Source organism: Nocardioides sp. NPDC057577 (assembly GCF_042801335.1).
Taxonomy (GTDB): Bacteria; Actinomycetota; Actinomycetes; order Propionibacteriales; family Nocardioidaceae; genus Nocardioides.
Map to the genome: position 1 here is coordinate 23,344 of NZ_JBHVGB010000007.1, position 23,861 is coordinate 47,204.

Genomic DNA, 23,861 nt, shown 5'->3' on the forward strand with positions numbered 1-23,861 from the left:
CCTCGAGCGTGGCGGCCACCAGGATTCTGGGAGAATCATCAGGGTGTTGACGACGGCGACCGGTGATCTCGTACGCCGGCTGGCTGCCGTCCCGGGCCGCGAGGACCGGCTCGCCCACCTCGAGCAGGTCCCGCCGCGCGAGGCCGTCTTCGCCGACTGGCCGACATGGGCCTCGGCCGATGTGGTCGCCGCGTTCGCCGCTCGCGGGATCGAGCGTCCTTGGCAGCATCAGGCGGTAGCGGCCGAGGCCGCCCACGACGGCACTCATGTGATCGTCTCGACCGGCACCGCCTCCGGCAAGTCGCTGGCCTATCAACTTCCCGCACTGACCGCGATCCGAGATGGACGTGGCCCACGTGGTGAGCGCGGCGCGGGCGTTCTCTACCTCGCCCCCACCAAGGCGCTCGCCCAGGATCAGCTGACCGGGCTGCGCGAGCTCGACGTCGATGTGCGCGCGGTGACCCACGACGGTGACAGCACCCGGGAGCAGCGGGACTGGGCACGCGACTTCGGCGAGTACATCCTGACCAACCCCGACATGCTGCATCGATCGCTGCTCCCCGGTCATCAGCGCTGGACGGCGTACTTCCGCTCGCTGCGCTACGTCGTCATCGACGAGTGCCACCACTACCGAGGGGTCTTCGGGGCGCACGTCTCGCACGTGCTGCGGCGGCTACGGCGTATCTGTGCGCTCTACGGCTCCTCGCCGACGTTCATCCTCGCCTCGGCGACCGTCGCCGAGCCGTCGATCGCGGGCGAGCGGCTCACCGGCCTTCCGGTGCTTCCGGTGACCGCCGACGCGTCACCGCGCGGGGAGCTCTCGATCGCCCTGTGGCAGCCACCGCTGACGACGCACGCCGGTGAGAACGGCGCTCCCGTGCGCCGCGCGGCCTCCGCCGAGACCGCCGACCTCCTCGCCGACCTGGTCTCCTCGGACGTACGCACCCTGGCCTTCGTACGCTCCCGGGTAGGCGCCGAGCAGGTCGCGCTGACCGCGGCCGACGAGCTGGCCGAGGTCGATCCCTCGCTGCCGGGGCGGGTGGCGTCCTATCGGGGTGGCTACCTGCCCGAGGAGCGCCGGGCGATCGAGGCGTCGCTGCGGTCGGGCGAGCTGCTGGGGCTGGCGGCGACGAACGCGCTCGAGCTCGGCATCGACATCAGCGGCCTGGACGCGGTGGTGCTGGCCGGCTACCCCGGTCGGCGCTCGGCCTTCTGGCAGCAGATCGGCCGGGCAGGGCGGGGCGCGGGCGACGCGCTCGGCATCCTGGTCGCGCGCGACGACCCGCTGGACACCTACCTCGTCACCCATCCCGATGCGCTGCTCGGCCAGCCGGTCGAAGCCACCGTCTTCGACCCCGCGAACCCGTACATCGTCGGCCCCCACCTGTGCGCCGCGGCGCAGGAGCTGCCGCTGACCGAGCCGGACCTGCCGCTCTTCGGACCGGGCGCCCGGGAGATCCTGGACAACCTGGTGGCCTCGGGGCTGCTGCGCAAGCGGCCACGAGGCTGGTTCTGGACCGACCGCCGCCGCGCGGCCGACCTCGCCGACATCCGCTCCTCGGGTGGGTCCCAGGTGCAGCTGATCGAGGCCGAGACCGGCCGGGTCGTCGGCACGGTCGACGCGGCGAGCTCGCACGCGAGCGCGCATGCCGGAGCCGTCTACGTCCACCGCGGCGAGACCTATCTCGTGCACGAGCTCGACCTTGAGGAGAACGTCGCGGTCATCTCCCGCGACGACCCCGGCTACTCCACCTTCGCCCGGGAGATCACCGAGATCTCGATCGTCGCCGAGCGGGAGCAGGTCGCCTGGGGCGAGTGCCGCCTGGCGTACGGCGACGTCGACGTCACCCACCAGGTCGTCTCCTTCCTGCGGCGGCGCCAGCCGAGCGGCGAGGTGCTGGGTGAGGAGCTACTCGATCTTCCCGAACGTACGCTGCGCACCTCCGCCGTCTGGTGGACCGTGCCCGCCTCGGCCCTCGAGGCGGCCGGCCTCGAGCAGGCGGACATCCCGGGATCCGCCCACGCCGCCGAGCACTGCTCGATCGGGCTGCTACCGCTGATCGCGACCTGTGATCGCTGGGACATCGGTGGCGTCAGCACCGCGTCGCACCCGGACACCGGCATGCTCACCGTCTTCGTCTATGACGGACATCCCGGCGGAGCCGGATTCTCCGAGCGAGGGTTCCGTGCCGCCCGGGAGTGGCTCGGCGCCACGCTGGAGACCATCGAGGCGTGCGAGTGCGACGACGGCTGCCCCTCCTGTGTGCAGTCGCCCAAGTGCGGCAACCAGAACAATCCGCTCGACAAGCAAGGCGCGATCGTGTTGTTGCGGCTGCTGCTGCACGAATAGCCCTACCCTGGGGAGATGCTGATCCTGGGCCTTGTGCTGATCGTCGTTGCCGCAGTCCTCATCGTGCTGGGTATCTTCACCACCGGTAACGGTGATCTCGACGACCCGACCGCCACGCTGCTCGGCCTCCCGGTCGGCTCGACCACGATCTTCGTGATCGGCCTCGTCGCCGGCCTCCTTCTCCTCTTCGGTCTCTCGCTCACCAAGTGGGGCGGCAAGCACCAGATGAAGTACATGAAGGACAAGCGCCAGATGCGGAGCATGGCCAAGACGCTGCAGGAAGCCGAGGCCAAGTCCGAGACCAAGTCCGAGACCAAGCCTGAGCCCGAGCCGGAGACCACGCCGGAGACAAAGCCGTTGCCCAAGTCCGAGGACGCCTAGTCCGACCGTGATCCCGTCGGGCCGGCCCTCGCCTCGGCGACTGGGTCCCCCGGCTGGCCGAGCCAGCGCGGTCCCTCGACCCGCACGGTGACGGTGACGTCCTCCCCGGCGATCTCGCACGACTCCACCGTGGCGCCGTTGCGGTCGCTGATCGTCCTCGCCGCCGCACACGCGTCCTCGGAGACCTGGAGCGCGTTGGCCCCCGCCAACGCCGCCAGATCGGCCGCCGACTGCGCGGTGCGGTGGGCGACGAAGACCGCGCCCACCACACCCAGCGCCGCACCGAGGAGGAGCAGCAGCCCGATGGCGCCGACCGCGAACGGGGCTGCCGATCCGCGTTCGTCCTTGCCGGACCGGCGCGTGCTCACTGCTCCCCCTGGGTGGCCTCGGTCGCGGCGACCGCCTCGCCGCGCACGGTCACACCCGGCATCCAACTGAAGATCCCACCGGGCCCGGTCACCCGGGCTCGGGCTGAGGCCACGACCTCCTCGGCACCGGCACTGACCCTCACCTGCGTGCCCGCAGGCCCGACCCGACGTCCGCGGGCGGCGGCAGAGCCGCTGTCGTCCCCTCGGGCGACGGCCCTGGCTGTCTCCCGGGCCGCGTCGACCACCTGGATCTGCGCCGCTCCCACCGACAGCAACCACACCAGCCCGATGGTCACGGCCACCAGGAGCGGGATCACCATCACCAGCTCCGCGGTGGCCGCGCCCCGCTCGTCCCGCTGCCCGCGAGCCCAGATCTGCCGATGGCCGACGTCGCGAGCGTCACCAGACGGGTGTGATGGCAAGGCGCCGTCCGCGATGGCATACCGGGCGTCTGTTGAGCGGCGGCAACGCCGCCAGCGCGCCCGTGTGGTGGCGCGCAGCAGGCGGCGATCGGTGGATCTGGGCTCGACCATCGGTCAGATCCCCAGCAGGCTGAGGACGTGCTGGAACAGCCTGTTGAGCAGGTCGTTGCCGAAGCCACCGGTGAGCAGCTTGTAGAGCAGCCCGGCAAGCCCCGCACCGGCTGCCGTGCCGACGGCGTATTCAGCCGTCGTGATCCCCTTCTCGTCCTTCCGAAAATGTGCCTTGGCCATGGTTGGTCCTCTCTGATCGATGGCCGTCGGTACGGCCGTTCAAGGACGACGATGGACTGCTCCACCGACATTCGCGACCTCCATATCGCCGGCTGTGGACAACCCGATCCCGAACCCGCCCTGTGGATGACAAACGGCCCGTTGACCAGGGCGAACACCCCCGCCGAGACGTCACGTACGTCGGTCGAGTGGGCACCGATCTGCCAACTCGGCCGACGGTGCTGACGCCTCGGCCGACGGTGCTGACGCCTCGACCGACCGGGCTGACGCCTCGACGGGCGGGGTCAGATGCCGAGGTTGGTGAGAAGGCCGCCGACGACCGGGACGACACCCAACAGCAGGAACGCGGGGAGTAGGCAGATGCCGAGTGGGACGGCGGCCTTGACGCCCACCGCGCGGGCGCGGTCCTCGACCTCGGCGCGGGCATTTCTGGTCAGGTCGTCGGCAAGGCGCTCGACCGTCGTGGGGGCCGGGGCACCCCGCGCCGGAGCGCGCGCCAGCGCCCGACCCAACGGTGCCAGCGCTGGATCGTCGACCAGGGTGCGCCACGTCTTCTCCGGATCGGCTCCCAGGCGAAGCCGAGAGGCTGCCGGCAGGAGTCGGGCGGCCGCCGGCCCGGGCAGCGCTGCCGCGACCGCCACCAGCGCCTCGGCAGGCGCCGCGCCGGAGGAGAGAGCGGCGGAGAGCAGGCGAACCAAGGCCGGCAGCTCGGCCTTCGCAGCCTCCCGCTCACGCCGGACCTCGGCGGGCTCGACCCGGCCGATGACCAGCCAGCAGACGACGCCCGCGGGCGCGGCGAGCACGGCACCCGCCGTGCCCCCGACGAAGGAGTAGACCGCACCAGCCGCGAGCAGAGCCAGCAGCGCGCGCCAGCGCATCATCCAGCCACCAGGATCACCCCGATCCGCAATGACCGAGACCGGGCCGGGAAGAGTCGCGGCCGGGGCCGGCAGCAATGCTGCTGCCGCCCCGAGCGCGATCGCCGCGAGCCAGATGCCCCAGATGCTCATCTCGCCTCCACCCCACGCGCGATGCCCTCGATCCACCACAGCCCCAACCAGCCGAGGAGCAGTCCCAGACCGAGGCAGGCCAGCCCCACCGGCGACCCGAGGAGGAACGCCAGTGGGTCGCCGCCGACCCCGCTGCCCATCGCCAGGGCCGCCACCGGCAGGCCCGCGATCAGGCGGGCGGTGGATCGGGCCGATCCGAGCTCACCATCGACCACGCGTTGAGTGGCGGCCGCCGCCCGCAGATCGAGAGCCACCCGGTCCAGAGCGTCCGCGAGACCGCTCCCGGTCTGGTGGGCGATCTGCCAGGCCGCGGCGACCACACGGAGCGCTCCCGCCCCGGGAACCTCGGCGACCTGCCGCCAGGCGGCTGGGACGTCGGAGCCCATCCGCTGTGCCTCCGCGACCGGCTCGATCATCGGCCACTCCGTGGCGAGCTGCGTCAGCGCCGGACCAGGCGGGTGCCCGGCGGCGAGCTCGGCGGCCATCTGCTCGCAGGCCTCGACCACACGGTCAGCCGTACGCCCTGCCTCGATCCGCTCGCAGCGGCGCCGCCACAGCGCGACCCCGCCGAAGGTGGCGATCCCGAGCAGGACAGCCGCGACGACCGCCCTGCCCGGGAAGACGATGGGGATCAGAGCGACCAGGAGGAACGACCACCGCGGCACCCGCCACACAGGCGCCGGACCTGATCCGAGCACAGCCCGCGGACGGACGAGCAGCGCCGCGGCGACGCCGAGCAGGCAGGCGACCAGCCCGAGGCCGAGCCCGCTCACCGATCCGCTCCCAACAGCCCCTCGAGCCGATCCGAGGCCGGCCCGGCGAGAACGTCACCGCCGGCGTCGACCGAGCAGGCCGTCTCCATCCGGACCAGCCCATCGGCTCCGCGACAGGGGACCGCGATCTCGGTCAGCACCCGGCGGCCGTCACGTCGGCGCAGGTGCACGACGACGTCCACCCCGGAGGCGAACTGGCTGTGCGCCGCCTCCCTGCCGAGGCCGGCGGCCAGCGCCAGCGCCTCCACGCGCGCCGGCACGTCGGCGGCGGAGTTGGCGTGCAACGTGCCGCAGCCACCCTCGTGGCCGGTGTTCAACGCGGCGAGGAGGTCGACGACCTCGGCGCCGCGCACCTCCCCCACGACCAGCCGGTCCGGCCGCATCCTCAGGGCCTGGCGGACCAGCGTATGGAGCTCGACGGCTCCGGCGGCCTCGATGTTGGCCGGGCGCGCCTCGAGGCCGACCACATGCGGATGGTCCGGACGCAGCTCGGAGGCGTCCTCCACCAGTACCAGCCGCTCCTCCGGCGGCACCAAGGACAACAGCGACGCCAGCAGGGTGGTCTTCCCGGTGCCGGTGCCTCCGGAGACGAGAAAGGCGGACCGAGCCAGCACCAGGCGCCGCAACAGATCGGCCACGTAGGGAACGACCATCCCCGAAGACTCCAGCTCAGCGAGGGTGAACGCGCGCTCCGAAGGCACCCGCAGCGAGATCACCGTGCCCGGTCGCGCCAGCGGCGCGAGCACCGCATGGAACCGGCTGCCGTCGCCCAGCCTCAGATCGACATAGGGCGAGGCGTCGTCCAGGCGACGGCCCGCTCCGGCAGCCAACCGCTGCGCCAGCCGTCGAACCGCGTCGTCGTCAGGGAACGCGACCGGAGCGGGCTCCAGGCCGGATCCGCGGTCGATGAAGACCTGATCGGGTCCGTTGACGAGGACGTCGGTCACCCCCGGCAACCGCAGCAGCGGCTCCAACGGCCCCGCACCGACCACGTCGCGGCGCAGCATCTCGAAGACGGCCAGCACGGTCGCGTCACCGACGATCCGCCCCTCCGCACGGAGCGCCTCCTGGACCCGGTGCGGGGTGAGCTCTCCAGGCGTACGCGCCAGGTGGTCGCGGACGAGGTCCACGACCTGGGGCGCGATGTCGACAGCGCCGATCATGCGGCCATCACCCCCACACGGACCCGACAGCGCATCAGCACCTCGGCGGCGGCACGGGCCAACGGCGCCCGCTTCGAACGGATCGGCCCCAGACCCAGGTCGATGGCCTCCGAGAGCCCGCGCTGGTCGGACATCGACGCGATCACCGGGAGCCCGAGCGCACGCCCGACCGCCTCCGGTTCGGCCGCGCGACCGCGGACGACGACCCGCACTCGATCGCGCTCGGGAAGACGGGCGACCAGCCGGGCGGCGGACGCGGTGCCGGTGACGTTCGCCCGCACCACGACGAGCACGATGTCGCATCCGGTCAGCAGCGCCTCGGTCCCGGCGTCGGACTCGCGTGGCAGATCGACCACGACCAGATCGTGGCCGCGACGAGCGGCAGCGAGCACCTCGCGCACCACCTCCGGCTTCGGTGGCACCACCTCGCCGCCCGGCCAGCCCAGCAGGCCCAGCGACCCCACATGCGGCACCGCCTCCCGCAGCGCCCGCGCCCCCAGCCGCCCGGCGGTCTGCCCGAGATCGCCCCAGGTCACACCGGGGATCTCGTCGAGGCCGAGCACCCGCCCGGCTCCGGGACCGAGCCGGTCGGCGTCGATCAGCAGCGTCGACCCACGGTCGGCTCCGAGGCTGGCCAGGGCCGCGGCGTACGTCGTCGCACCGGCTCCGCCCGATCCGGCCAGCACCCCGACGACCATGCCGTCGCCGCTCTCACCGTCGCTGACGTCGGCGAGGAGGCCGGCGACCACGGTCTCGGCCGACGGGAGTTCGAGGATCGTCTCGGCGCCGACCTCCAGCGCGGCTCGGAGCAGGGGCTCGCCGGTCGAGCCCCACCCCACGACGTACACCCCGTCTCTTCGAGGTGGACGCATCGATGCCACCTCCGCCACGAGGTCGGCGCCGACGAGGATCAGGGGTGGTCGCTGCCAGCGGCGCAGGGCGCCGACGGCGTCGGTGCACTCCTCGACGGTGACGCCGGAGGCGGCGGCCAGACGAGCCGCCTCGGCGGCCAGCAACGAGTCCGAGGTGATGACGAGAGGTTCCATGGCAGCAGGATCCGCCGGGACACCGACCTTTCCACCCGAAAATCCACCGCCTGTGGAGAACCCCGGACCGAACCCGCCCTGTGGATGGTGATCGGCCCGCCCAGCGGCCGTCTACGATGTGCCCATGACACGCATCGCTGCGTTCTTCGACCTCGACAAGACGATCATCGCGAGGTCGAGCACGCTTGCGTTCTCCAAGCACTTCCAGGCCGGCGGCCTGATCACCCGTGCGGCCATGATCCGCTCGGCCTATACGCAGTTCGTCTACGTCGTCGGCGGTGCCGACCACGACCAGATGGAGAAGATGCGCAAGGCTCTCTCCGAGATGGTCACCGGATGGGACGTCGCGACCGTCAAGGAGATCGTCGCCGACACCCTCCACAACGTGGTCGATCCGCTCGTCTACGAGGAGGCCGTGCAGCTCATCGAGCAGCACCACGCCCAGGGCCACGATGTCATCATCGTCTCCGCCTCCGGCACCGAGCTGGTCGAGCCGATCGGCGCGATGCTCGGCGCCGACCACGTGGTCGCCACCCAGATGGAGATCGAGGACGGCCGCTACACCGGCGAGATCGCGCTCTACGCCTACCGCGAGGAGAAGGCCCGCGCGGTCCAGCAGCTGGCCGAGCGCTTCGGCTACGACCTCGAGCAGTCGTACGCCTACTCCGACTCCGTCACCGACCTCCCCATGCTGGAGGAGGTCGGTCACGCGTTCGCGGTCAATCCCGACAAGGACCTCCGCAAGGCCGCCAAGGAGCGCGGCTGGGACATCCTGGTCTTCAACAAGCCGGTCGCGCTGCGCAGCCGGGTGCTGACCCCGTCCACGCCGACCCTGGCCGCGCTGGCCGTCGGGGGCGCCGTCGCGATCGCCGGCGGGGTCATCTGGGCGGGCACGAAGCGCCGCCGCCTCGGCGCCTGACGCGCCCCGAATTCCGAGTTCTGCAGAAGCGGCATCATCCTCCTCATCCTGCAGAATTTCCAGCCTTGAATCTGACCGCCGATCAGCGTAGAAACAGAGGTGTAACAAGACGAACACGAGTGACAGGCACCCACGCGGCGATCCACCCATCTGATGGGGTGCTGTAGCCGGGGAGAAATCCCGACGCAGTGACCAGACCTTGCACGCTTGGTAACCAGAAACACTCGTGTCAGCGGTGGCACCCGGTGCTCACAACCCACCGGGTGCCACCTGCTTTGTGTCTCCTACTCGGCCGCGTCCAGGCGCAGCGGTGAGGCTTCGGCTCCGGCGGCGAACGCCTCGGCTGCGTAGAGCAGCCACGAGTGCGCCCCCGCCTGACCACCCTCGCGGAAGCCGCGCAGGTTCGACTCATAGGCGGCCCGCAGGGCCAGATGGCCGGCCTCCGGCACGACCAGCGACTTCTCGTCCACGCCGCGCGCGACCAGGATGAGCCGCTCTGCGGCACGCGCGACCAAGCCGTTGTGCGACGCAAACGGCGCAGAGGAAGCCAGATCGGCGTGCACGAACGCCGCCACGACCAGCGCCGGCGCGGACGTCGGGGCGAGCAGCAGATCGGAGAGACGACGCAACCGCTCGGCCGAGTCTGCCGAGCGCGGACGGCCCAGCTCCTCAGCCTCCAGTGCGGCCCCGGCCGCCAGCGCGTGCAGACGCGCGAACGCCTGCAACGGCGCGTGCTTCACCACCGGCACCAGCGAGAGCAGCTCGGTCGAGAGCCGCACCGCATCCTGCGCGATCGCGTCCCCACCGGAGGCCCGCACGTCACCCAGCGTCGACCCGGAACCCTCCAGCACGGCCGAGGCGTGCGCACCGCGCAGCAGCGACTCGGCGGTGGTCTCCGGAGACGTACGCCGCAGTCCCCGGTCACGCAGCATCACGTCGATACCGTCACGAGCTGCGGCGAAGCCCGAGGCCACACCTTCGAGCGACACCAACCGGGCAAGCGGATCGTCCTTCACGCGTCAACCTTAAGCGCGCGTTACCCTGACCGAGATGACGGACCCAGCCAACCCCGATCCGGCACGCTCCTTCGGCGGCGTGGCGGACAGCTATGACCGCGGGCGGCCGTCCTACCCGGTGGATGCGGTGAAGTGGCTGGTCGGCGAGGAGCCGTGCTCGGTCCTCGAGCTCGGGGCCGGCACCGGCAAGCTCACCGAGGTGCTGGTCGGCCTCGGCCACGACGTCTTCGCGACCGACCCGGACGACGCGATGCTCGACATCCTCTCCGAGAAGCTCCCGGACGTACGCGCCACCAGCGGCACCGCCGAGCAGATCCCGATCGGCGACAGCCTCTACGACGTGGTCGTGGTCGGCCAGGCGTTCCACTGGTTCGACCACGCGAAGGCGCTGGCGGAGATCGGCCGCGTCCTGCGGACCGACGGACGCCTCGCCGTGGTCCAGAACGAGCGTGACGAGCGGATCCCCTGGGTGCGCAAGCTGGGCAAGCTGATCGGCAAGCAGCCCGGGCGTACGGACGAGGGCGGCTTCGACCCGACCTCGATCCTCGACGACTCCGGGCTCTTCTCCGCGGTCGAGGCCCAGGCCTTCCGGCACTGGCAGGTCGTCGACCGCCACTCGATCCAGGACCTGGTCCAGTCGCGCTCCAACGTCGCCACCCTCGAGCCGGAGGCCCAGGAGCAGAAGCGGCGCGAGGTGCTGGCCTTCTACGACGGCTACGGCCGCGGCATGGATGGCATGCAGCTGCCCTACAACTGCCACGCCTGGCGCGCGCAGGTGCTCCCGCACGCGCATCTGAAGCACACCGTCGAGACCGACGAGGAGCCGGAGCCGAAGGTGCCGCTGGCCAAGCGCACCGACACCGCCGTACGCCTCCCGCGCGTCATCACCGACCCCGAGAACGGCGACGACGACCTGCTCATCGACTTCCGGTGAGCCCCGTCATTCCAGCGCAGCGTCCGGCCGCGTCGTGAGCGCGTCGCGCCTCGGGTCCATCAGATCGAAGCTCTGGATGACCCAGAAGATCGTGAAGCAGACCAGCAGCGAGACCTCGGTCGCCAGCAGCCAGTACGTCCAGCCGGTCAGGCCGAGCACGATGCCGGCCACGAGCAGCACCACCATCGCCACGACCAGCGCCCAGTAGGTCTTGTCCAGCCGCGTACGCGCCTTGTCGGCCTCCTGGGCGATCTTCCGCACGCCCCAGTCGGTGTTGAGCACGACCGCCAGCGCGAACGGCGTGAAGGTGAAGATCGCGGCCAGCCCGTGCGCCTTCGTCGCGAAGCTCTCCTGGTCGATCAGCAGCCAGCCCACCCCGACGGCCCATGCCCCCGCGACGGAGACCAGCCCGACGGCACCCCAGCGCGAGGGCCAGGCCCCGGCCGCGGCGCGCTTGCGGAGCCCGAAGATCAGCACGACCACCCAGCCGATCGCCATCACCGCCAGATAGCTCCAGGCGTTGTTGACGATGGCGGCCTTGTCGATCTGCTGCCCGATCTCGGGCGTCGGCACGAAGCCGACCATCGGCGCCGAGAGCCCGGCGAGGTTGAGGGCGGTGTCCTCCGCGTCGGTATAGCCCCGCAGCACCACCAGGCACACGCCCAGAGCGCACAGCACCGCGGTGAAGACCGGGCCCGCCGGGGTGTAGTAGTAGGACGAGATGGAGGTCTGCCACTCCCCGCTCGCGATCGTCTCGGCACCCACGGAGATCGCGAGTCCCGCGAGCAGACAGCACAGAGCGAAACGGACATAGCGGTACGTCGTCACCTCGGTGGTCATACGCCCGAAGGTAGCGGGATCCGGCCAGCCTCGCGGCCCTATTCGGCAGCACGTCCGAGACCCGCTCCAATCGTTCACCGAGCAATGTCGGTCAACGCATAGCGTGACGTACGCCACATCGGATAACGTAAATCGAGTCCGGATCCCCGCCGGTTTCGAGAAATCCTCCGTCGCTCCCTACGATGCGCGCGTGAAGATGACGATCAAGTGAAATCCTTCGCCCCGAGCCGATGACGCCTTGGGATGCGCCCACGGACGCGTTAGCGTCCGGACGAAGCCGCATATCTCTGCCGTAGCCCCACCACCATCACCGCTCGGGCGATGCCTCCTGCGGAAAAAGTGAGGTCGACATGTCCACCGTGACGTATCTCGAGGACGGCCCTTCCGTCCTCTCCCTGTACGAAGGTTTCTTCGCCGGTGGAGCCCGGATCCTGCACACCGCAGTCGTCCGCGCGCTCGACGCCACCACGCCTCAGCGACACAGCGTGCTGAGCCTCAGCGACCGGGTACAGCGCGAGTTCACCGCCCAGCGGATCTCCTCCGACAACTCCTACCGCCGCCTGACCTCGGCCGGCGTGCCGGTGCGGGCACTGAGACGTACGCCGACGGGCCCGATCACCACCAGCCAGCTGAGGCGCGTGGCCCAGTCGGTGGCGAAGGCCGACGTCGTGCTCTCCCTCAAGGAGCAGCCGCTCACGGTGCTGGGCAGGGTCGGCACCTCGGGCACCCCGCTGATCACCGCGCTGCATCGCTCCGACCCGGAGCACCAGGGGGCAGGCGTGCAGGAGCTCATCGACCTCGACCGCGCCGGGCTGCTGACCGCGGCGGTGTGCTGCGCGGAGTCGACCCAGCGGGCCTACCACGACGCGACCGGGATCCCCCTCGAACGACTTCCGGTCTTCCCCAACGGCGTGGACCTCCACAAGTTCCGCACCGACGCCGAGCTGCGGGCGAGCAAGCGCGCCGAGCTCGGTGTGAGCGGCGAGGAACCGGTCGTGATGATCGCCGCCCGCTTCGACGAGATGAAGAACATCCCGCTCTTCGTCCGGGCCGCGCGCCGGTTCGTCCAGGAGCACCCCGACGCCCATCTCGTCATGTGCGGCGCCGGGATGACTGCGGACAACCCGGCCTTCGCCCAGCTCATCGCCGAGGAGCTAGGCGCGTGGTCGGCGCTGGAGACCAACCTCCACGCCCTCGGGATCCAGAGCCAGATGGCGCCGCTCTACAACGCCGCCGACCTGATCACGCTCACCTCGGCGTTCGGCGAGGCCGCCCCGCTGTGCCTGCTCGAGGGGATGGCCTGCGGCGCGGTCCCGGTGACCACGCCGGTCGGCGACGCTCCCGCGATGGTCGGCGACATCCGCCTGGTCGCGAGCTTCGACCCGGCCGAGATGGCCGAGTCCTGGAAGGCCGCCTTCGCCCAGCGCGAGGAGCACTTCGAGCGCATCTTCCGCAACCGGCAGCGCCTCTCCGAGCAGCGGCTCTTCGATGCGTACGCCCGGCTCATCAAGGTCTCCGCCGACGCAGCACTGATCCCGGTCGCAGTCTGAGTTCACCACCGCTGGTCGAGCCCGGCGAGCCGTGCTCGACCAGCGGAGTGTGATCAGTAGAGGCGTACGTCGTAGGCGTTGACGGCCTCGCGGACGGGCTGGAAGAAGGTGGTGCCGCCCGAGTCGCAGTCGCCGGAGCCGCCCGAGGTGATCCCGAGTGCGGTCGAGCCGGCGTAGAGGGGGCCTCCGGAGTCGCCCGACTCGGCACAGATGTCGGTCTGGATCATGCCGCGGACCGTGCCTGAGTCGCGGTAGCGGACCGAGACGTCGAGCGCCTCGACCCGGCCGGAGTGCACGCCGGTGGACGAACCGTCGCGGGTGACCCGCTGGCCGACGCGGGCATCACCGACGGAGTAGCCGCCCCGATGGGTGAGCGAGGTGTTGTCGTAACGCACCAGCGCGTAGTCGTTGCCCGGGAAGCTCGACTTCACCGTCGGCCCGATCCGGGTGGTCCGGCCGGAGTTGGTGTACCACGTGCCCACCTCTTCGGCGCAGTGGCCGGCGGTGAGGAAGTAGTAGGTGCCGCCGCTGCGTACGTTGAACCCGACCGAGCACCGGAAGCCCGACCCGTAGATCGCGTCGCCGGCGCCGAGGAACGGCTTGAACTCGCCCTCGGCGCGCTTGATGGTGATCGCGTCGGCAGCGGCGCCGACGGTCTCGGTCAACCTGCTCAGTGCGGACCCGGGGACGGTGGAGTCCGCGGTCACGACCACCTTGCCGGTGGTCTCGTCGGTGTACCAGGCGATGCCGGACAGCGCGGACCTGTTGACCGCGTCGTCGACGGCGGCGTAGGCGGCCGCCAGCCTCTTGGCGCCCACCCCGGTCTCCGCGGGCTCGGCGACCGCGGGCGTGGCCATGGCCGTAGCCGCCAGCCCTAGACCGACCGCTGCCGCGAGCAGACGACTGCGTGACCTGGTGAACCTCATGCGTTCCTCCTGGGACGACCAAGCGCCCGCCCCGGTAGCGCGCGCCACGTGCACGACCACCGCGATGTGCCCGAACACGTCACTGTGAGTATGTCGTTGTCGACACCCCAACGGCCAGTCGTCGGCAAAAAACTTTCGCAGTTCGATCAAAATTCGTACGCCGCGGAGCAAAGTGGCGCAAACCACCTCGCCCCGCGGCGTACCTGTGATTGATCAGTAGATGGTGGCGCCGTACACGCTGAGCGCCTCGGTCACCGGCTGGAAGAAGGTCGTTCCACCGCTGCTGCAGTTGCCGCTGCCGCCGGAGGTCAGACCCAGCGCGGTCGAACCGGAGTAGAGCGCGCCGCCGGAGTCACCGGGCTCGGCGCACACGTTGGTCTGGATCAGGCCGCTGACGGTTCCCTCGGCGTAGCGGACGCTGGCGTTGACCGCCGTCACCGTGCCGGTGTGCACGCCGGTGGTCGAGCCGTCGCGGGTGACGCTCTGGCCGACCCGAGCAGTGCCCGCGGTGAAGCCGCCCGACTTCGAGATGGTCGAGTTGTAGCGGACGATGCCGTAGTCGTTGCCCGGGAAGCTCGAGCCCGCGGTCGAGCCGAGCAGCGTGCTCTGGGACGAGTTGGCGTACCAGGTCGAGACGTCGTTGGTGCAGTGGCCGGCGGTCAGGAAGTAGTCGGCTCCGCCGACCTTGACGTTGAAGCCGAGCGAGCAGCGGTAGCCGCCCCCGTAGATGGCGTCACCGGCACCGATGAGCGGGGTGAACTCGCCCTTGGTGTGCTTGACCGTGACCGCCTGGTCGCCCTGGCTGGTCTTCTCGGCCGCGGCCTCCTTGACCTCGGCGATCTCCGCCTTGGAGACGGTCGAGTCGACGGTGACGACGACCTTGTTGGTGGCCGGGTCGGTGTACCACGACGAGCCGACCGGGGCGGACTCGGCGACGGCCGACTTGACCGACGCGACCTCGGCCTTGCTGAACTCGGCGTCCGCGGCAGCTGCCGGGACGGCGACGGCGGCGGAGGCCGCGAGACCCACACCCGCGGCGAGCGCGGCGATCGTGCGGGGACGGAAGGTGGTGCGTTCGAACCTCATACGTCTCCTCCTGGGGGAAAGGCCCACGTGTTGCGGGCTTCCGCCCCCGAAACCACGGGTTTCGCTGTTTACCGGGGGCAGGTAACTGAGTTTCGTGTTCTTTCCTTTGGGGCGCACCACATTCGATTCCCCAAGAATCTGCATTGCAAAGACTCGTTCATCGAATCCTTGCAATGCAGCAACACGCGATTCCGCAGGGTTTTCGGCGCCGCGCCGGCAGCAGAGGATTGGGTAAGCATTGCCAACTTGTAGGTGCCCGGGTCCCGGGCCGCGTACGGTGGGTATCCGTGTTCATCTCGCTGCCCGAGCGGGGAATCGGCGGGATTTCGTCCGTCTTCCAAGCCTTCGGCGTGGCGACCGTTGATAGATGGTAGACAAACCCCATGCCGTATCCGCCGCCCCCAGGCTCCCCCGGTTCGGGCGCGCCTGACGAGGAGCCGCAGAAGCAGCCTGCCCCTTTCGACTACAACGAGCGCCTGATCGGGCTCTCCGAGGAGATGGGCGGCAACCGACCGGCGTTCAACGCCCGCAAGGAGCGCGCCGGCCAGGGCGGGCCGCTGCGCCAGGTCCTGACCATCGCCGTCTCCCTCGCGCTCGTGGTCGTGTGCGGGGTGGTCGTCTACGCCCTCTTCACCCGCGGCGACGACGCGGCCACGACCGCCGGAGCTCCGACCGCGAGCGACACGGCCTCGGCCGACAGGACACCGAGCGGGTCGGCCAGCCAGGATGGCGGAAGCTCCGACGTCAGCGGTGAGTCCAGCGGCAAGCCCGACTGGCCCGGGACCAGCTCCCCGGCCGACCCCGGCGACGGCGCCACCACCTCGCGTTCGACCATCGGCCCCGAACACCTCGCCAAGGCCGACGTCCCTCGTCCCTGGGAGTTCACCTACGGTGATGTCACCCTGAAGGCCCGCTACCTGAGCGGCAAGGACTACTCCGGCTGCAAGGCGACGCTCAAGCCGGCGATCCGCACCCTCGGCTGCGACTACGCCGTGCGGGTCTCCTACAAGGCTCAGCGGGGCAACCTGCGGATGACGCACTTCATCTACGACTTCAGCACCGTCGAGGCCGCCGGCGAGGCCGCCAAGAAGATCGAGCCGCGGCACGTGATCCCGCCCGCGGAAGCCTCCCTGCCCGACTACACCCAGGGCTGGTTCAAGGTGAAGGACTACGGGAAGTACGTCGTGTACACCATGGTCACGGCCACCGACGGCATCACCGAGGCCCAGGGCAAGGAATACACGTCCTACGGCAACACCGATCTCGGCGCGGAGATCCTCTTCCGGATGTGAGCCCGGCTCACGGCGCCGCCTGATCTCCTGCTCAGGGCGAGGCTTCGGCCGTGGGCGAAGGCTCCGCCGAGACGCCGCCCTCGTTCGGCTGTGCCGACGGCTCGGTGCTCGCCGAGGCCGACGGCCCGGCGCTCGGCGTCTCCGTCGTGGCCGTCTCGGACGGCTCGGACGTCTCGGACGGCTCGGCCGACTCCGAGGGCTCGGTGCTCGCGGACTCCTCGGGAGTCGCGGTGGCGCCCGGCGACGGATCCTCACCCTGCTTCTCGTCGCGCTTGTCGGAACCGCCACCGGTCACCCGGGAGATCGTCGTGCTGCTGTCCCCATCGCCCACGATCGCGCTGACGCTGCGCCCGGCCAGCAGCTCGAAGATCGTGATCGCGGCGATCACGACCACGAACATCGCCAGCGAGAGCAGGGCGATCCGCTTCCAGGGCAGAGCCTTCAAGCGCTCCCGCCACGACGGCATCGGCTCAGCGTCGCCGCCCTCGGCCACCTCCTGCGCCTCCGCCACGGAGTCCGAAGCCGGCTCGGACCCAGGCTCCGAGCCCGCCCGTGCGCCGGCGAGCCCGGCAGACCGCCACCGGGCCAGCGCGTGGACGCTGACCACCTTCTCGTGGCCCTTCGCGAGCCACTGGGAGTAGAGGTTGGCGCCAACCGTCGCCGCGACACTGCCGAGCGCCGCCCCGACGAGGGTGCCGACGGCACCGAGCGTGGAGAGCAGCACGGCGGAGGTGACGGCAGCGAGGGCACCCGCGGCGGTCGCGAGCCAGTCGATGCGGGCCGGTTTCGTTCCTCGGGTGTCGTTGGAGGGCGGGGTGTCGCTCATTGGGCCCAGATTAACTCGCGAACCGACGCTACCGGCACCAAGTTGACGGAGATCACCCCTGGCTCAGGTCACGCTCCAGAGCCGCTGCGCCGGACATCAGGGTGGCGACGACGCTCGGCAGGGACTCCTTGTCGTAGCGGACGCTGGGCATGGAGATCGACATCCCGGCGACGACGTCGCCCCCGGAACCACGGACGGGGACTCCGACCGCGACCACGCCACGCTCGGAGCGGCCGTCGTTGAAGGCGAAGCCGTTGCGGCGTACGCGCTCGAGCTCGGTACGCAGCGCCTCGATGTCCGGGCGGTCGGCCAGGTGGTCGGCGTACCTCTCCCGGGAGTAGATCGAGGCGAGCTCGTCCCCGGAGATCTGGGCCAGGAGCAGGAGACCCGCGGTGGTGCGGTGGGCGGGGAAGACCATGCCCTCGCGGGAGCCGACCTTGAGCGACTGGGGCGACTCGACCGAGGCGATGAAGCGGCAGGTGTCGCCGGTGCGCACGGCGACGTTGGCGGACTCGCCCAGCAGGTCGACCAGGCGCTGCAGATGCGGCAGGGCGACCTGGCGGAGCCGGGATGCTGTCGAGCGGGAGTGGGCGGCCAGCTCCAGCACCGGTCCGGCCCGGTAGACCTTGTCCTCGTCCTGGACCGCGAAGTCGCGGTAGACCAGCATCGCCAGCAGCCGGTGGGCGGTGGAGCGGGCCACGTCGAGCCGAGCCGCTGCCTCCGAGACGGTCAAGCGGCCTTCGAGCTGAAGGATCGCCGCCAGCTTGAGTGCGTGGTCGACGCTGGTGATCGCGTACGGGGGCCGTGTCTTCAGCGGCTTGTCCATCCCACCTCTTCCTGATCACACCAAACCTGGCACCTATCGCTCGACTCCGCAGGAGATTGACCGAGCCAGATGTTCTTTAGGGCAGAATTATTTGTTCTGTTACGCCTGAAGCCAGCAGGCTGTGACCATGAACACCACGCCCGCGCCCACCACCTCCGCCTCGCCGGTGAGGCTGAAGGCCGTCGAGGCCGAGGACCAGCCCACCGTCTCGCCCGCGCTCGAAGCCCTCTATCGCGGCTTCGAGCAGGAGCTCCTGGTCCCGCTGTGGACCGAGATCGGCGACCTGATGCCTGCCCACCCGCGCAGCCGCGCCGTCCCCCACCTGTGGAAGTGGGAGAACCTCCTACGCCTGGCCGGGCGGGCCGGCGAGATCGTGCCCGTCGGCCGCGGCGGCGAGCGCCGCGCGATCGCGCTCGCCAACCCTTCCCTGGGCGGCCGCCCGTTCGCGACGCCGACGCTGTGGGCGGCGATCCAGTACCTCATGCCCGGCGAGGACGCTCCCGAGCACCGCCACACCCAGCACGCCTTCCGCTTCGTCGTCGAGGGCTCGGGCGTGTGGACGGTCGTCGGCGGCGATGCGGTAGCGATGAACCGCGGCGACTTCCTCCCCCAGGCCGGCTGGAACATGCACGCCCACCACAACGCGACCTCCGAGCCGATGGCCTGGATCGACGGGCTCGACATCCCGTTCCAGTACGCCACCGAGTCCCAGTTCTTCGAGTTCGGCCGCGACGAGATCTCCTCGGCGGAGCGGGTCACCCCGGATCTCTCCCGTTCCGAACGGCTGTGGGGCCACCCCGGCCTCTCCCCCGTCGCGGTCACGCACACCGCCCCCGGCAGCCCGCTGCTCTCCTACAAGTGGGAGTTCACCGACCGTGCGCTCGCCGACCAGCTCACGCTCGAGAAGGAGGGCTACGGGGGCACCGTCGAGCCCGGCCACGCCGCGGTCCGCTACACCAACCCGGCCACCGGCGGGGACGTACTGCCGACGATGCGCGCCGAGTTCCACCGCATCGCCACCGGCGCCGAGACCGCGCCGCTGCGCGAGACCGGGTCCAGCGTCTACCAGGTCTTCGACGGCTCCGGCGTCGTCACCGTGGGTACGAAGTCCTGGACCGTGGCTCGCGGCGACCTGTTCGTGGTTCCCTCGTGGGAGCCGTTCTCGGCCAGATCCGAGGCAGGCACGACAGACTCGGACTCCGGCGCACTCGACCTCTTCCGCTTCTCCGACGCGCCCGTCTTCGAGGCGCTCCACCTCCACCGCACCCAGAAGGACTCCTGATGCCCAAGCTCGCCACCATCCGCACTGCAGACGGCACCCGCGGGGTCCGGCTCGACGGCGACCGGCTTGTCGACCTCGGCCACCCCGACGTGGGCGCGTACCTGGCCGCCGGCTCGCCCGACCTGCCTCTGGGATCGGTCAACTACCCGGTCGAGGGCGCGGACTTCGCGCCCGTGGTTCCGAACCCGAGCAAGGTCGTCTGCGTCGGCCTCAACTACCGCAGCCACATCGAGGAGATGGGCCGTGACCTGCCCGAATACCCGGTGTTGTTCGCGAAGTTCGCCGACACGCTGACCGGCGCGAACGACCCGGTGACCAAGCCGGCCGAGACCGAGCAGCTCGACTGGGAGTGCGAGCTGACCATCGTCATCGGCTCCACCGTGCGCCATGCGGACGAGGAGCAGGCCGTCGCCGCGATCGCCGGCTTCACCGCCGCCAACGACTATTCGGTCCGCGACTGGCAGTTCCGCACCCGCGAGTGGCTGCAGGGCAAGATGTGGGAGGCCACCACACCCGTCGGCCCCTACGTCGTCACCCCGGACGAGCTGCCCGGCGGCGTACGTCCGGAGCTGGCCACGCGGCTGACCGTCGACGGCGTCGAGAAGCAGAGCGCGAACACCTCCGACCTGCTCTTCGACCCGGTCGCGCTGGTGCGCTACGTCTCCACGATCACCACCCTGCGCCCCGGCGACCTGATCCTCACCGGCACCAACGGCGGGGTCGGGCACGCCCGCTCGCCGCAGGAGTTCCTGTGGGGCGGCGAGACCGTCGAGATCACTGTCGAGGGCATCGGCACCCTCACCAACACGATCGTGAAGGGCTGATCGCGATGTCCGTCCTGATCGGCACCACCCCGACGCGTACGTTCGACGACGCCCGCCGCTGGGTCACCGAAGGCACCGCGCTGCTGACCGGCGGCATCGACGGCCTCTCCGTCGCCGACTTCGACGGCGACTCCCAGCTGCCGGGCTGGACCCGCAAGCACCTGGTCGGCCACGTCGCCGCCAACGCCGACGCCCTCGGCAACCTCCTCTCCTGGGCCGAGACCGGCGTCGAGAAGCGGATGTACGCCTCCCCCGAGCAGCGCAACGCCGACATCGAGGCGGCCGCGACCCGGCCGGCCGACGAGCTGCGCGCCTGGTATCTCCGCGGCGTCGGGGAGCTCGAGGCGGCCATCGACCGGCTGACCCCCGAGCAGTGGGAGCACGAGGTGATCACCGCGCAGCTGGTCACCCGCCAGGCGAGCGACGTCCCGTGGATGCGCGCCCGCGAGGTCTTCGTCCACGCCGTCGACCTCGGGGTCGGGATCACTTTCGCGGACCTGCCCGACGACTTCCTGCTCGCCCTCGCCGGCGAGATCCGTACGAAGCGGGGCCTCTCCGACGACGACCTGCGCGGCGTCACGGGCTCGCTGCCCGAGGTCGCCGCCTGGCTCGCCGGGCGGCCGCACGGCCTCGTCGACGCACCGGAGCTGGGACCATGGCTGTGACGCACTCAGGGACCGACGTGATCGTGGTCGGGGGTGGCATCGGCGGGCTCTCCGCGGCGTACTCCCTGGCCCGTCAGGGCCTGCGGGTCCGGGTGCTGGAGCAGGCATCCGCCTTCGGCGAGGTGGGGGCGGGCATCCAGCTCGCGCCCAACTGCACGCGCATCCTCGACGACTACGGGCTGCTGGAGGAGGCCAGGTCGCTCGGTGTCGTCCCCGACGCGATGGTGATGCGCGACGCGGTCTCCGGCGAGGAGCTGACCCGGCTCGACCTGCGCGACATGGAGGAGCGTTACGGCTACCCCTACCTGGTGATCCACCGCTCCGACCTGCATGCGATGTTCCTGCGGGCGGCCTCGCACGCGGGCGTCGAGCTCGTCACGAACGCCAAGATCGTCGACTACACGGCCGGCTCGGACGAGGCGACCGTCCAACTCGAGGACGGCTCGACCCAGACCGCGCCGTTCGTGATCGCGGCCGACGGCCTGCACTCCCCGGCCCGCTACAAGTTCGCCGGCGACCAGCCGGTCTCGTCGGCGTACGTCGCCTATCGCGGCACCATGCCGACCGACTCCGGGCGTGGGGCCGAGGTCGACCTCGCCGAGGTCGTCGTGCACATCGGCCCGGACTGCCACTTCGTCCACTACGGCCTGCGCGGCGGTGAGCTGCTCAACCAGGTCGCCGTCTTCGAGTCGCCCAAGGCGCTCGCGGGCGAGGAGGACTGGGGCACGCCCGACGAGCTCGACGCCGCCTTCGCCGCCACCACCCCGTTCATCCAGGACGGCCTGGCGCACATGTGGCGCGACAAGTGGTGGCGGATGTACGACCGCGACCCGGTCGACCAGTGGGTCCACGGCCGCGTCGCTCTGCTGGGCGACTCGGCGCACCCCCCGCTGCAGTACATCGCCCAGGGCGCCATCATGGCCATCGAGGACGGCTGGGTGCTCGGCGAGCACGTCCGGCGCCTCCGTGCCGAGGACGGCTCGGTCGACTGGGACCGTGCCCTCGCCGCCTACCAGGCCGTACGTCCCGGGCACTGCCGCCGCGTCGTGGAGACCTCGCGTGCGTGGGGTGTGCTCTGGCATCTCGACGGGCGTCCCCGCGAGCAGCGCAACGCGCTCCTCCGGGCACGGGAGACCGGCGACTACGCGATGATCGACTGGCTCTACTCCACGACGGCGCTGTGGCCGGAGGACGAGCCCGAGATGTTCCGGCCGATCCCGCTCGAGTCCGCGGACGCGTCTCTGGTCTGAGCCCGGTCCGAGGTCAGCGCCAGGCGCCGAGCTTCTCCGGGTTGAGCACGATCCAGACATCGGTGACCCGGCCGTCGACGACCCGCAGGTTGGCGACCCCGCGGTGAGCACCGTCCTCGACGAGCGTGAACCCGAGGCCGTCGGCGGTGGGCTCGGTGCTGATCGTCCAGGTCGGGTGCTTCCCAAGTACGCCGAGCAGGAACCGGCCGACCCGCTCCGGTCCGCTGATCGGGTTGCGGGCCGCGCTGACCCGGCCACCACCGTCGGACCGGAGGACGACCGACGGGTCCAGCAGCGTCACCAGCCGGCCGAGATCGCCACCCGCGGTCGCCGAGACGAAGGCGCGGACGACGTCGTCGTGCTCGGGCAGCGGGGCGACGTCGGCGCGCTGCTCGGCGACCCGGCGTCGCGCCGACGCGGCGAGCTGCCGCACCGCGGCCGGCGAGCGACCGACCACCGCGGCGATGTCGCCGAACGGGACGGCGAAGATGTCGTGGAGCACGAACGCGACCCGCTCGGCCGGGGTCATCGCGTCGAGCACCACCAGCAGGGCGGTGCTCACCGTGTCGTCGAGGGTCGCCCGGTCCGCGGGATCCTCGGGCGCCCCCAGGAAACCCGGGCGGACCGGCTCGGGCAGCCACGGGCCGACGTACCTCTCCCGGCGGGCGCGGGCCGACTTGAGTACGTCGAGGCAGACCCTGCTGGTGACCCGGCTCAGCCAGCCGGCGGGGTTGTCGATCGCGGCCCGTTCGTCGTCGGAGAGGCGATACCACCGCAGGTAGGTCTCCTGGACGGCGTCCTCGGCCTCCTCGACCGTGCCGAGAAGCCGGTAGGCGAGCGCGATCAGGCGACGGCGCTCGACCATCACCTCGCCCAGGTCGTCCATGTCAGGCATCGTGGCACCTTTCTCTCGCGCTCGCTCACTGTGACGAGGCAGACAGCGCGAATGTGAGGTGGCGACCTCACATTCATCTCGGCCACCTCGTCAATCCGGTGAGTGCCCGCGCGGTAGCGGGCCAGACCCGAAGGACCCCGATGCTCGCGAACGTCAACGTCACCAAGCTCTTCCCCGCCGCGTACAAGGCCCAGCTGGCCGTCGAGGAGGCGGTCGAGGAGGCCATCACCGTCGCCGGCGTCGACCGGCTCGCCGTCGACCTCGTCAAGCTCCGCGCCTCCCAGATCAACGGCTGCGCCTTCTGCCTGCGGATGCACACCCAGGACGCCCTCAAGAACGGTGAGACGACCGACCGCCTCGCCGTCGTCGCCGCCTGGTGGGAGTCGCAATACTTCACGCCCGAGGAGCAGGCCGCCCTCACCATCGCAGAGCAGATCACCCGCATCGGCGACCTGCACACCGCCGCCGCCCCCAAGGTCGACGTCGAGAGCATCCTCGACGCCAAGCAGATCGCCGCGCTCACCTGGGTCGCGATCGCGATCAACGCCTGGAACCGGATCGCGATCTCCAGCCACTACCCGGTTGCACCGTGACCGAGTGAACGAGTTAGTCCGGGACGTTTCGGCCCATTACCCGTGGGTAGATGGGCCGGAACGTCCCGAACTACTTTTCGGACCTACCGGTTGCTGTCCCGGCCGAGCAGGTAGCCGACCGCCAGCGCGACGATGGCCAGGGCCACCGGATAGCTCTGCAGGAGCTGCCCGAAGATCACCTCGGCCATGAAGCCGAGCAACTCGAGGACCACCCAGATCACCGCGACGGTGCCGAGGACGATGAGGACCTTCCACTTGGTCTCCACCTACTGACTCATTTCGTCGGCGGCGGGCATGACAGGACGAAAGTGCATGGGGGATCCTTGATGCAGG

Annotated in this window: 26 protein-coding genes; 11 read left to right on the plus strand and 15 right to left on the minus strand. The window is 70.7% G+C overall.

Translation table 11 applies throughout. From position 1 onward, the window contains the following. Positions 1 to 37 precede the first annotated feature (37 nt). Together ACFU7D_RS02565 and ACFU7D_RS02570 are read left to right on the plus strand one after the other, a co-directional pair. Positions 38 to 2,350, plus strand: coding sequence for a DEAD/DEAH box helicase (locus ACFU7D_RS02565; RefSeq protein ID WP_378863011.1), 2,313 nt, complete (start codon positions 38 to 40; stop codon positions 2,348 to 2,350). 15 nt (positions 2,351 to 2,365) lie between these two features. Then, complete coding sequence (locus ACFU7D_RS02570; RefSeq protein WP_378862902.1) at positions 2,366 to 2,731, plus strand: hypothetical protein; 366 nt, start codon at positions 2,366 to 2,368, stop codon at positions 2,729 to 2,731. Here the strand turns inward: ACFU7D_RS02570 and ACFU7D_RS02575 are convergent. The 7 genes from ACFU7D_RS02575 to ssd form a co-directional block, all read right to left on the minus strand. Then, complete coding sequence (locus ACFU7D_RS02575) at positions 2,728 to 3,099, minus strand: Rv3654c family TadE-like protein (RefSeq protein ID WP_378862904.1); 372 nt, start codon at positions 3,097 to 3,099, stop codon at positions 2,728 to 2,730. The two genes, ACFU7D_RS02570 and ACFU7D_RS02575, sit on opposite strands and share 4 nt — an antisense overlap. Then, a complete protein-coding gene (locus ACFU7D_RS02580; RefSeq protein ID WP_378862906.1) occupies positions 3,096 to 3,632 on the minus strand; it encodes a TadE family type IV pilus minor pilin in 537 nt (178 codons plus the stop codon). The genes ACFU7D_RS02575 and ACFU7D_RS02580 overlap by 4 nt, the downstream gene beginning before the upstream one ends. 3 nt (positions 3,633 to 3,635) lie before the next feature. After that, positions 3,636 to 3,812: a DUF4244 domain-containing protein gene (locus tag ACFU7D_RS02585; RefSeq protein ID WP_378862908.1), complete on the minus strand. Its 177-nt coding sequence runs from the start codon at positions 3,810 to 3,812 to the stop codon at positions 3,636 to 3,638. Between the two features lie 284 nt (positions 3,813 to 4,096). Beyond that, the gene (locus tag ACFU7D_RS02590; protein ID WP_378862910.1) at positions 4,097 to 4,822 is read right to left on the minus strand and encodes a type II secretion system F family protein; all 726 of its coding nucleotides are present in this window, start codon (positions 4,820 to 4,822) and stop codon (positions 4,097 to 4,099) included. Next, a complete protein-coding gene (locus tag ACFU7D_RS02595) occupies positions 4,819 to 5,595 on the minus strand; it encodes a type II secretion system F family protein (RefSeq protein ID WP_378862912.1) in 777 nt (258 codons plus the stop codon). Before ACFU7D_RS02595 ends, ACFU7D_RS02590 begins: the two co-directional genes overlap by 4 nt. Then, positions 5,592 to 6,758, minus strand: coding sequence for a TadA family conjugal transfer-associated ATPase (locus ACFU7D_RS02600; protein ID WP_378862914.1), 1,167 nt, complete (start codon positions 6,756 to 6,758; stop codon positions 5,592 to 5,594). The genes ACFU7D_RS02595 and ACFU7D_RS02600 overlap by 4 nt, the downstream gene beginning before the upstream one ends. Then, positions 6,755 to 7,804, minus strand: coding sequence for a septum site-determining protein Ssd (ssd, locus tag ACFU7D_RS02605; protein WP_378728158.1), 1,050 nt, complete (start codon positions 7,802 to 7,804; stop codon positions 6,755 to 6,757). The genes ACFU7D_RS02600 and ssd overlap by 4 nt, the downstream gene beginning before the upstream one ends. A 124-nt stretch (positions 7,805 to 7,928) precedes the next feature. On the opposite strand from ssd, the gene ACFU7D_RS02610 reads away from it, so the two are divergent. After that, positions 7,929 to 8,723 carry an HAD family hydrolase gene (locus ACFU7D_RS02610; protein WP_378817543.1) on the plus strand — a complete coding sequence of 265 codons (795 nt, stop codon included), beginning with the start codon at positions 7,929 to 7,931 and terminating at the stop codon, positions 8,721 to 8,723. Positions 8,724 to 9,007: 284 nt separating this feature from the next. Here the strand turns inward: ACFU7D_RS02610 and ACFU7D_RS02615 are convergent, their stop codons facing one another. Beyond that, positions 9,008 to 9,739: an oxidoreductase gene (locus ACFU7D_RS02615; protein WP_378728156.1), complete on the minus strand. Its 732-nt coding sequence runs from the start codon at positions 9,737 to 9,739 to the stop codon at positions 9,008 to 9,010. A 34-nt stretch (positions 9,740 to 9,773) separates the two neighbouring features. Between ACFU7D_RS02615 and ACFU7D_RS02620 the strand changes: the two genes are divergently transcribed. Further along, on the plus strand, positions 9,774 to 10,673 hold the full coding sequence (locus ACFU7D_RS02620) for a class I SAM-dependent methyltransferase (protein ID WP_378862917.1): 900 nt from the start codon (positions 9,774 to 9,776) through the stop codon (positions 10,671 to 10,673). Between the two features lie 6 nt (positions 10,674 to 10,679). Here the strand turns inward: ACFU7D_RS02620 and ACFU7D_RS02625 are convergent, their stop codons facing one another. Continuing rightward, positions 10,680 to 11,513, minus strand: coding sequence for a hypothetical protein (locus tag ACFU7D_RS02625; RefSeq protein WP_378862918.1), 834 nt, complete (start codon positions 11,511 to 11,513; stop codon positions 10,680 to 10,682). A gap of 350 nt (positions 11,514 to 11,863) precedes the next feature. On the opposite strand from ACFU7D_RS02625, the gene ACFU7D_RS02630 reads away from it, so the two are divergent. Next, positions 11,864 to 13,063, plus strand: coding sequence for a glycosyltransferase (locus ACFU7D_RS02630; protein ID WP_378728153.1), 1,200 nt, complete (start codon positions 11,864 to 11,866; stop codon positions 13,061 to 13,063). Between the two features lie 53 nt (positions 13,064 to 13,116). Here ACFU7D_RS02630 and ACFU7D_RS02635 read toward each other — a convergent pair whose 3' ends face one another. Both ACFU7D_RS02635 and ACFU7D_RS02640 read right to left on the minus strand, forming a co-directional pair. Beyond that, positions 13,117 to 13,989: a S1 family peptidase gene (locus tag ACFU7D_RS02635; protein WP_378862920.1), complete on the minus strand. Its 873-nt coding sequence runs from the start codon at positions 13,987 to 13,989 to the stop codon at positions 13,117 to 13,119. Between the two features lie 213 nt (positions 13,990 to 14,202). Beyond that, entirely contained in the window at positions 14,203 to 15,075 is an 873-nt protein-coding gene (locus tag ACFU7D_RS02640; RefSeq protein WP_378728151.1) for a S1 family peptidase, read from the minus strand. 383 nt (positions 15,076 to 15,458) lie between these two features. Here ACFU7D_RS02640 and ACFU7D_RS02645 point away from each other — a divergent pair, with 383 nt between their 5' ends. After that, entirely contained in the window at positions 15,459 to 16,367 is a 909-nt protein-coding gene (locus ACFU7D_RS02645; RefSeq protein WP_378862923.1) for a hypothetical protein, read from the plus strand. A gap of 31 nt (positions 16,368 to 16,398) precedes the next feature. Here ACFU7D_RS02645 and ACFU7D_RS02650 read toward each other — a convergent pair whose 3' ends face one another. Together ACFU7D_RS02650 and ACFU7D_RS02655 are read right to left on the minus strand one after the other, a co-directional pair. After that, on the minus strand, positions 16,399 to 17,193 hold the full coding sequence (locus ACFU7D_RS02650; RefSeq protein ID WP_378862926.1) for a hypothetical protein: 795 nt from the start codon (positions 17,191 to 17,193) through the stop codon (positions 16,399 to 16,401). 52 nt (positions 17,194 to 17,245) lie between these two features. Next, entirely contained in the window at positions 17,246 to 18,019 is a 774-nt protein-coding gene (locus ACFU7D_RS02655; protein ID WP_378728148.1) for an IclR family transcriptional regulator, read from the minus strand. Positions 18,020 to 18,146: 127 nt separating this feature from the next. Here ACFU7D_RS02655 and ACFU7D_RS02660 point away from each other — a divergent pair, with 127 nt between their 5' ends. From ACFU7D_RS02660 to ACFU7D_RS02675, 4 genes are read left to right on the plus strand one after another with little or no spacing between them, the layout of a single operon-like run. Next, positions 18,147 to 19,301: a cupin domain-containing protein gene (locus ACFU7D_RS02660; RefSeq protein ID WP_378862929.1), complete on the plus strand. Its 1,155-nt coding sequence runs from the start codon at positions 18,147 to 18,149 to the stop codon at positions 19,299 to 19,301. Further along, entirely contained in the window at positions 19,301 to 20,125 is an 825-nt protein-coding gene (locus ACFU7D_RS02665; protein ID WP_378728146.1) for a fumarylacetoacetate hydrolase family protein, read from the plus strand. Before ACFU7D_RS02660 ends, ACFU7D_RS02665 begins: the two co-directional genes overlap by 1 nt. A 5-nt stretch (positions 20,126 to 20,130) precedes the next feature. Next, positions 20,131 to 20,790, plus strand: coding sequence for a maleylpyruvate isomerase family mycothiol-dependent enzyme (locus ACFU7D_RS02670; protein WP_378862932.1), 660 nt, complete (start codon positions 20,131 to 20,133; stop codon positions 20,788 to 20,790). Continuing rightward, positions 20,781 to 22,040 carry an FAD-dependent oxidoreductase gene (locus ACFU7D_RS02675; RefSeq protein WP_378862935.1) on the plus strand — a complete coding sequence of 420 codons (1,260 nt, stop codon included), beginning with the start codon at positions 20,781 to 20,783 and terminating at the stop codon, positions 22,038 to 22,040. The genes ACFU7D_RS02670 and ACFU7D_RS02675 overlap by 10 nt, the downstream gene beginning before the upstream one ends. Before the next feature lie 13 nt (positions 22,041 to 22,053). On the opposite strand, the gene sigJ is transcribed toward ACFU7D_RS02675, so the two are convergent. Beyond that, positions 22,054 to 22,935, minus strand: a complete 882-nt coding sequence (gene sigJ, locus ACFU7D_RS02680; protein ID WP_378862938.1) for an RNA polymerase sigma factor SigJ — start codon at positions 22,933 to 22,935, stop codon at positions 22,054 to 22,056. A gap of 140 nt (positions 22,936 to 23,075) precedes the next feature. On the opposite strand from sigJ, the gene ACFU7D_RS02685 reads away from it, so the two are divergent. After that, positions 23,076 to 23,528, plus strand: coding sequence for a carboxymuconolactone decarboxylase family protein (locus ACFU7D_RS02685; RefSeq protein ID WP_378862941.1), 453 nt, complete (start codon positions 23,076 to 23,078; stop codon positions 23,526 to 23,528). Between the two features lie 83 nt (positions 23,529 to 23,611). Here ACFU7D_RS02685 and ACFU7D_RS02690 read toward each other — a convergent pair whose 3' ends face one another. Beyond that, on the minus strand, positions 23,612 to 23,794 hold the full coding sequence (locus tag ACFU7D_RS02690; protein ID WP_378862944.1) for a hypothetical protein: 183 nt from the start codon (positions 23,792 to 23,794) through the stop codon (positions 23,612 to 23,614). Positions 23,795 to 23,861 lie beyond the last annotated feature (67 nt).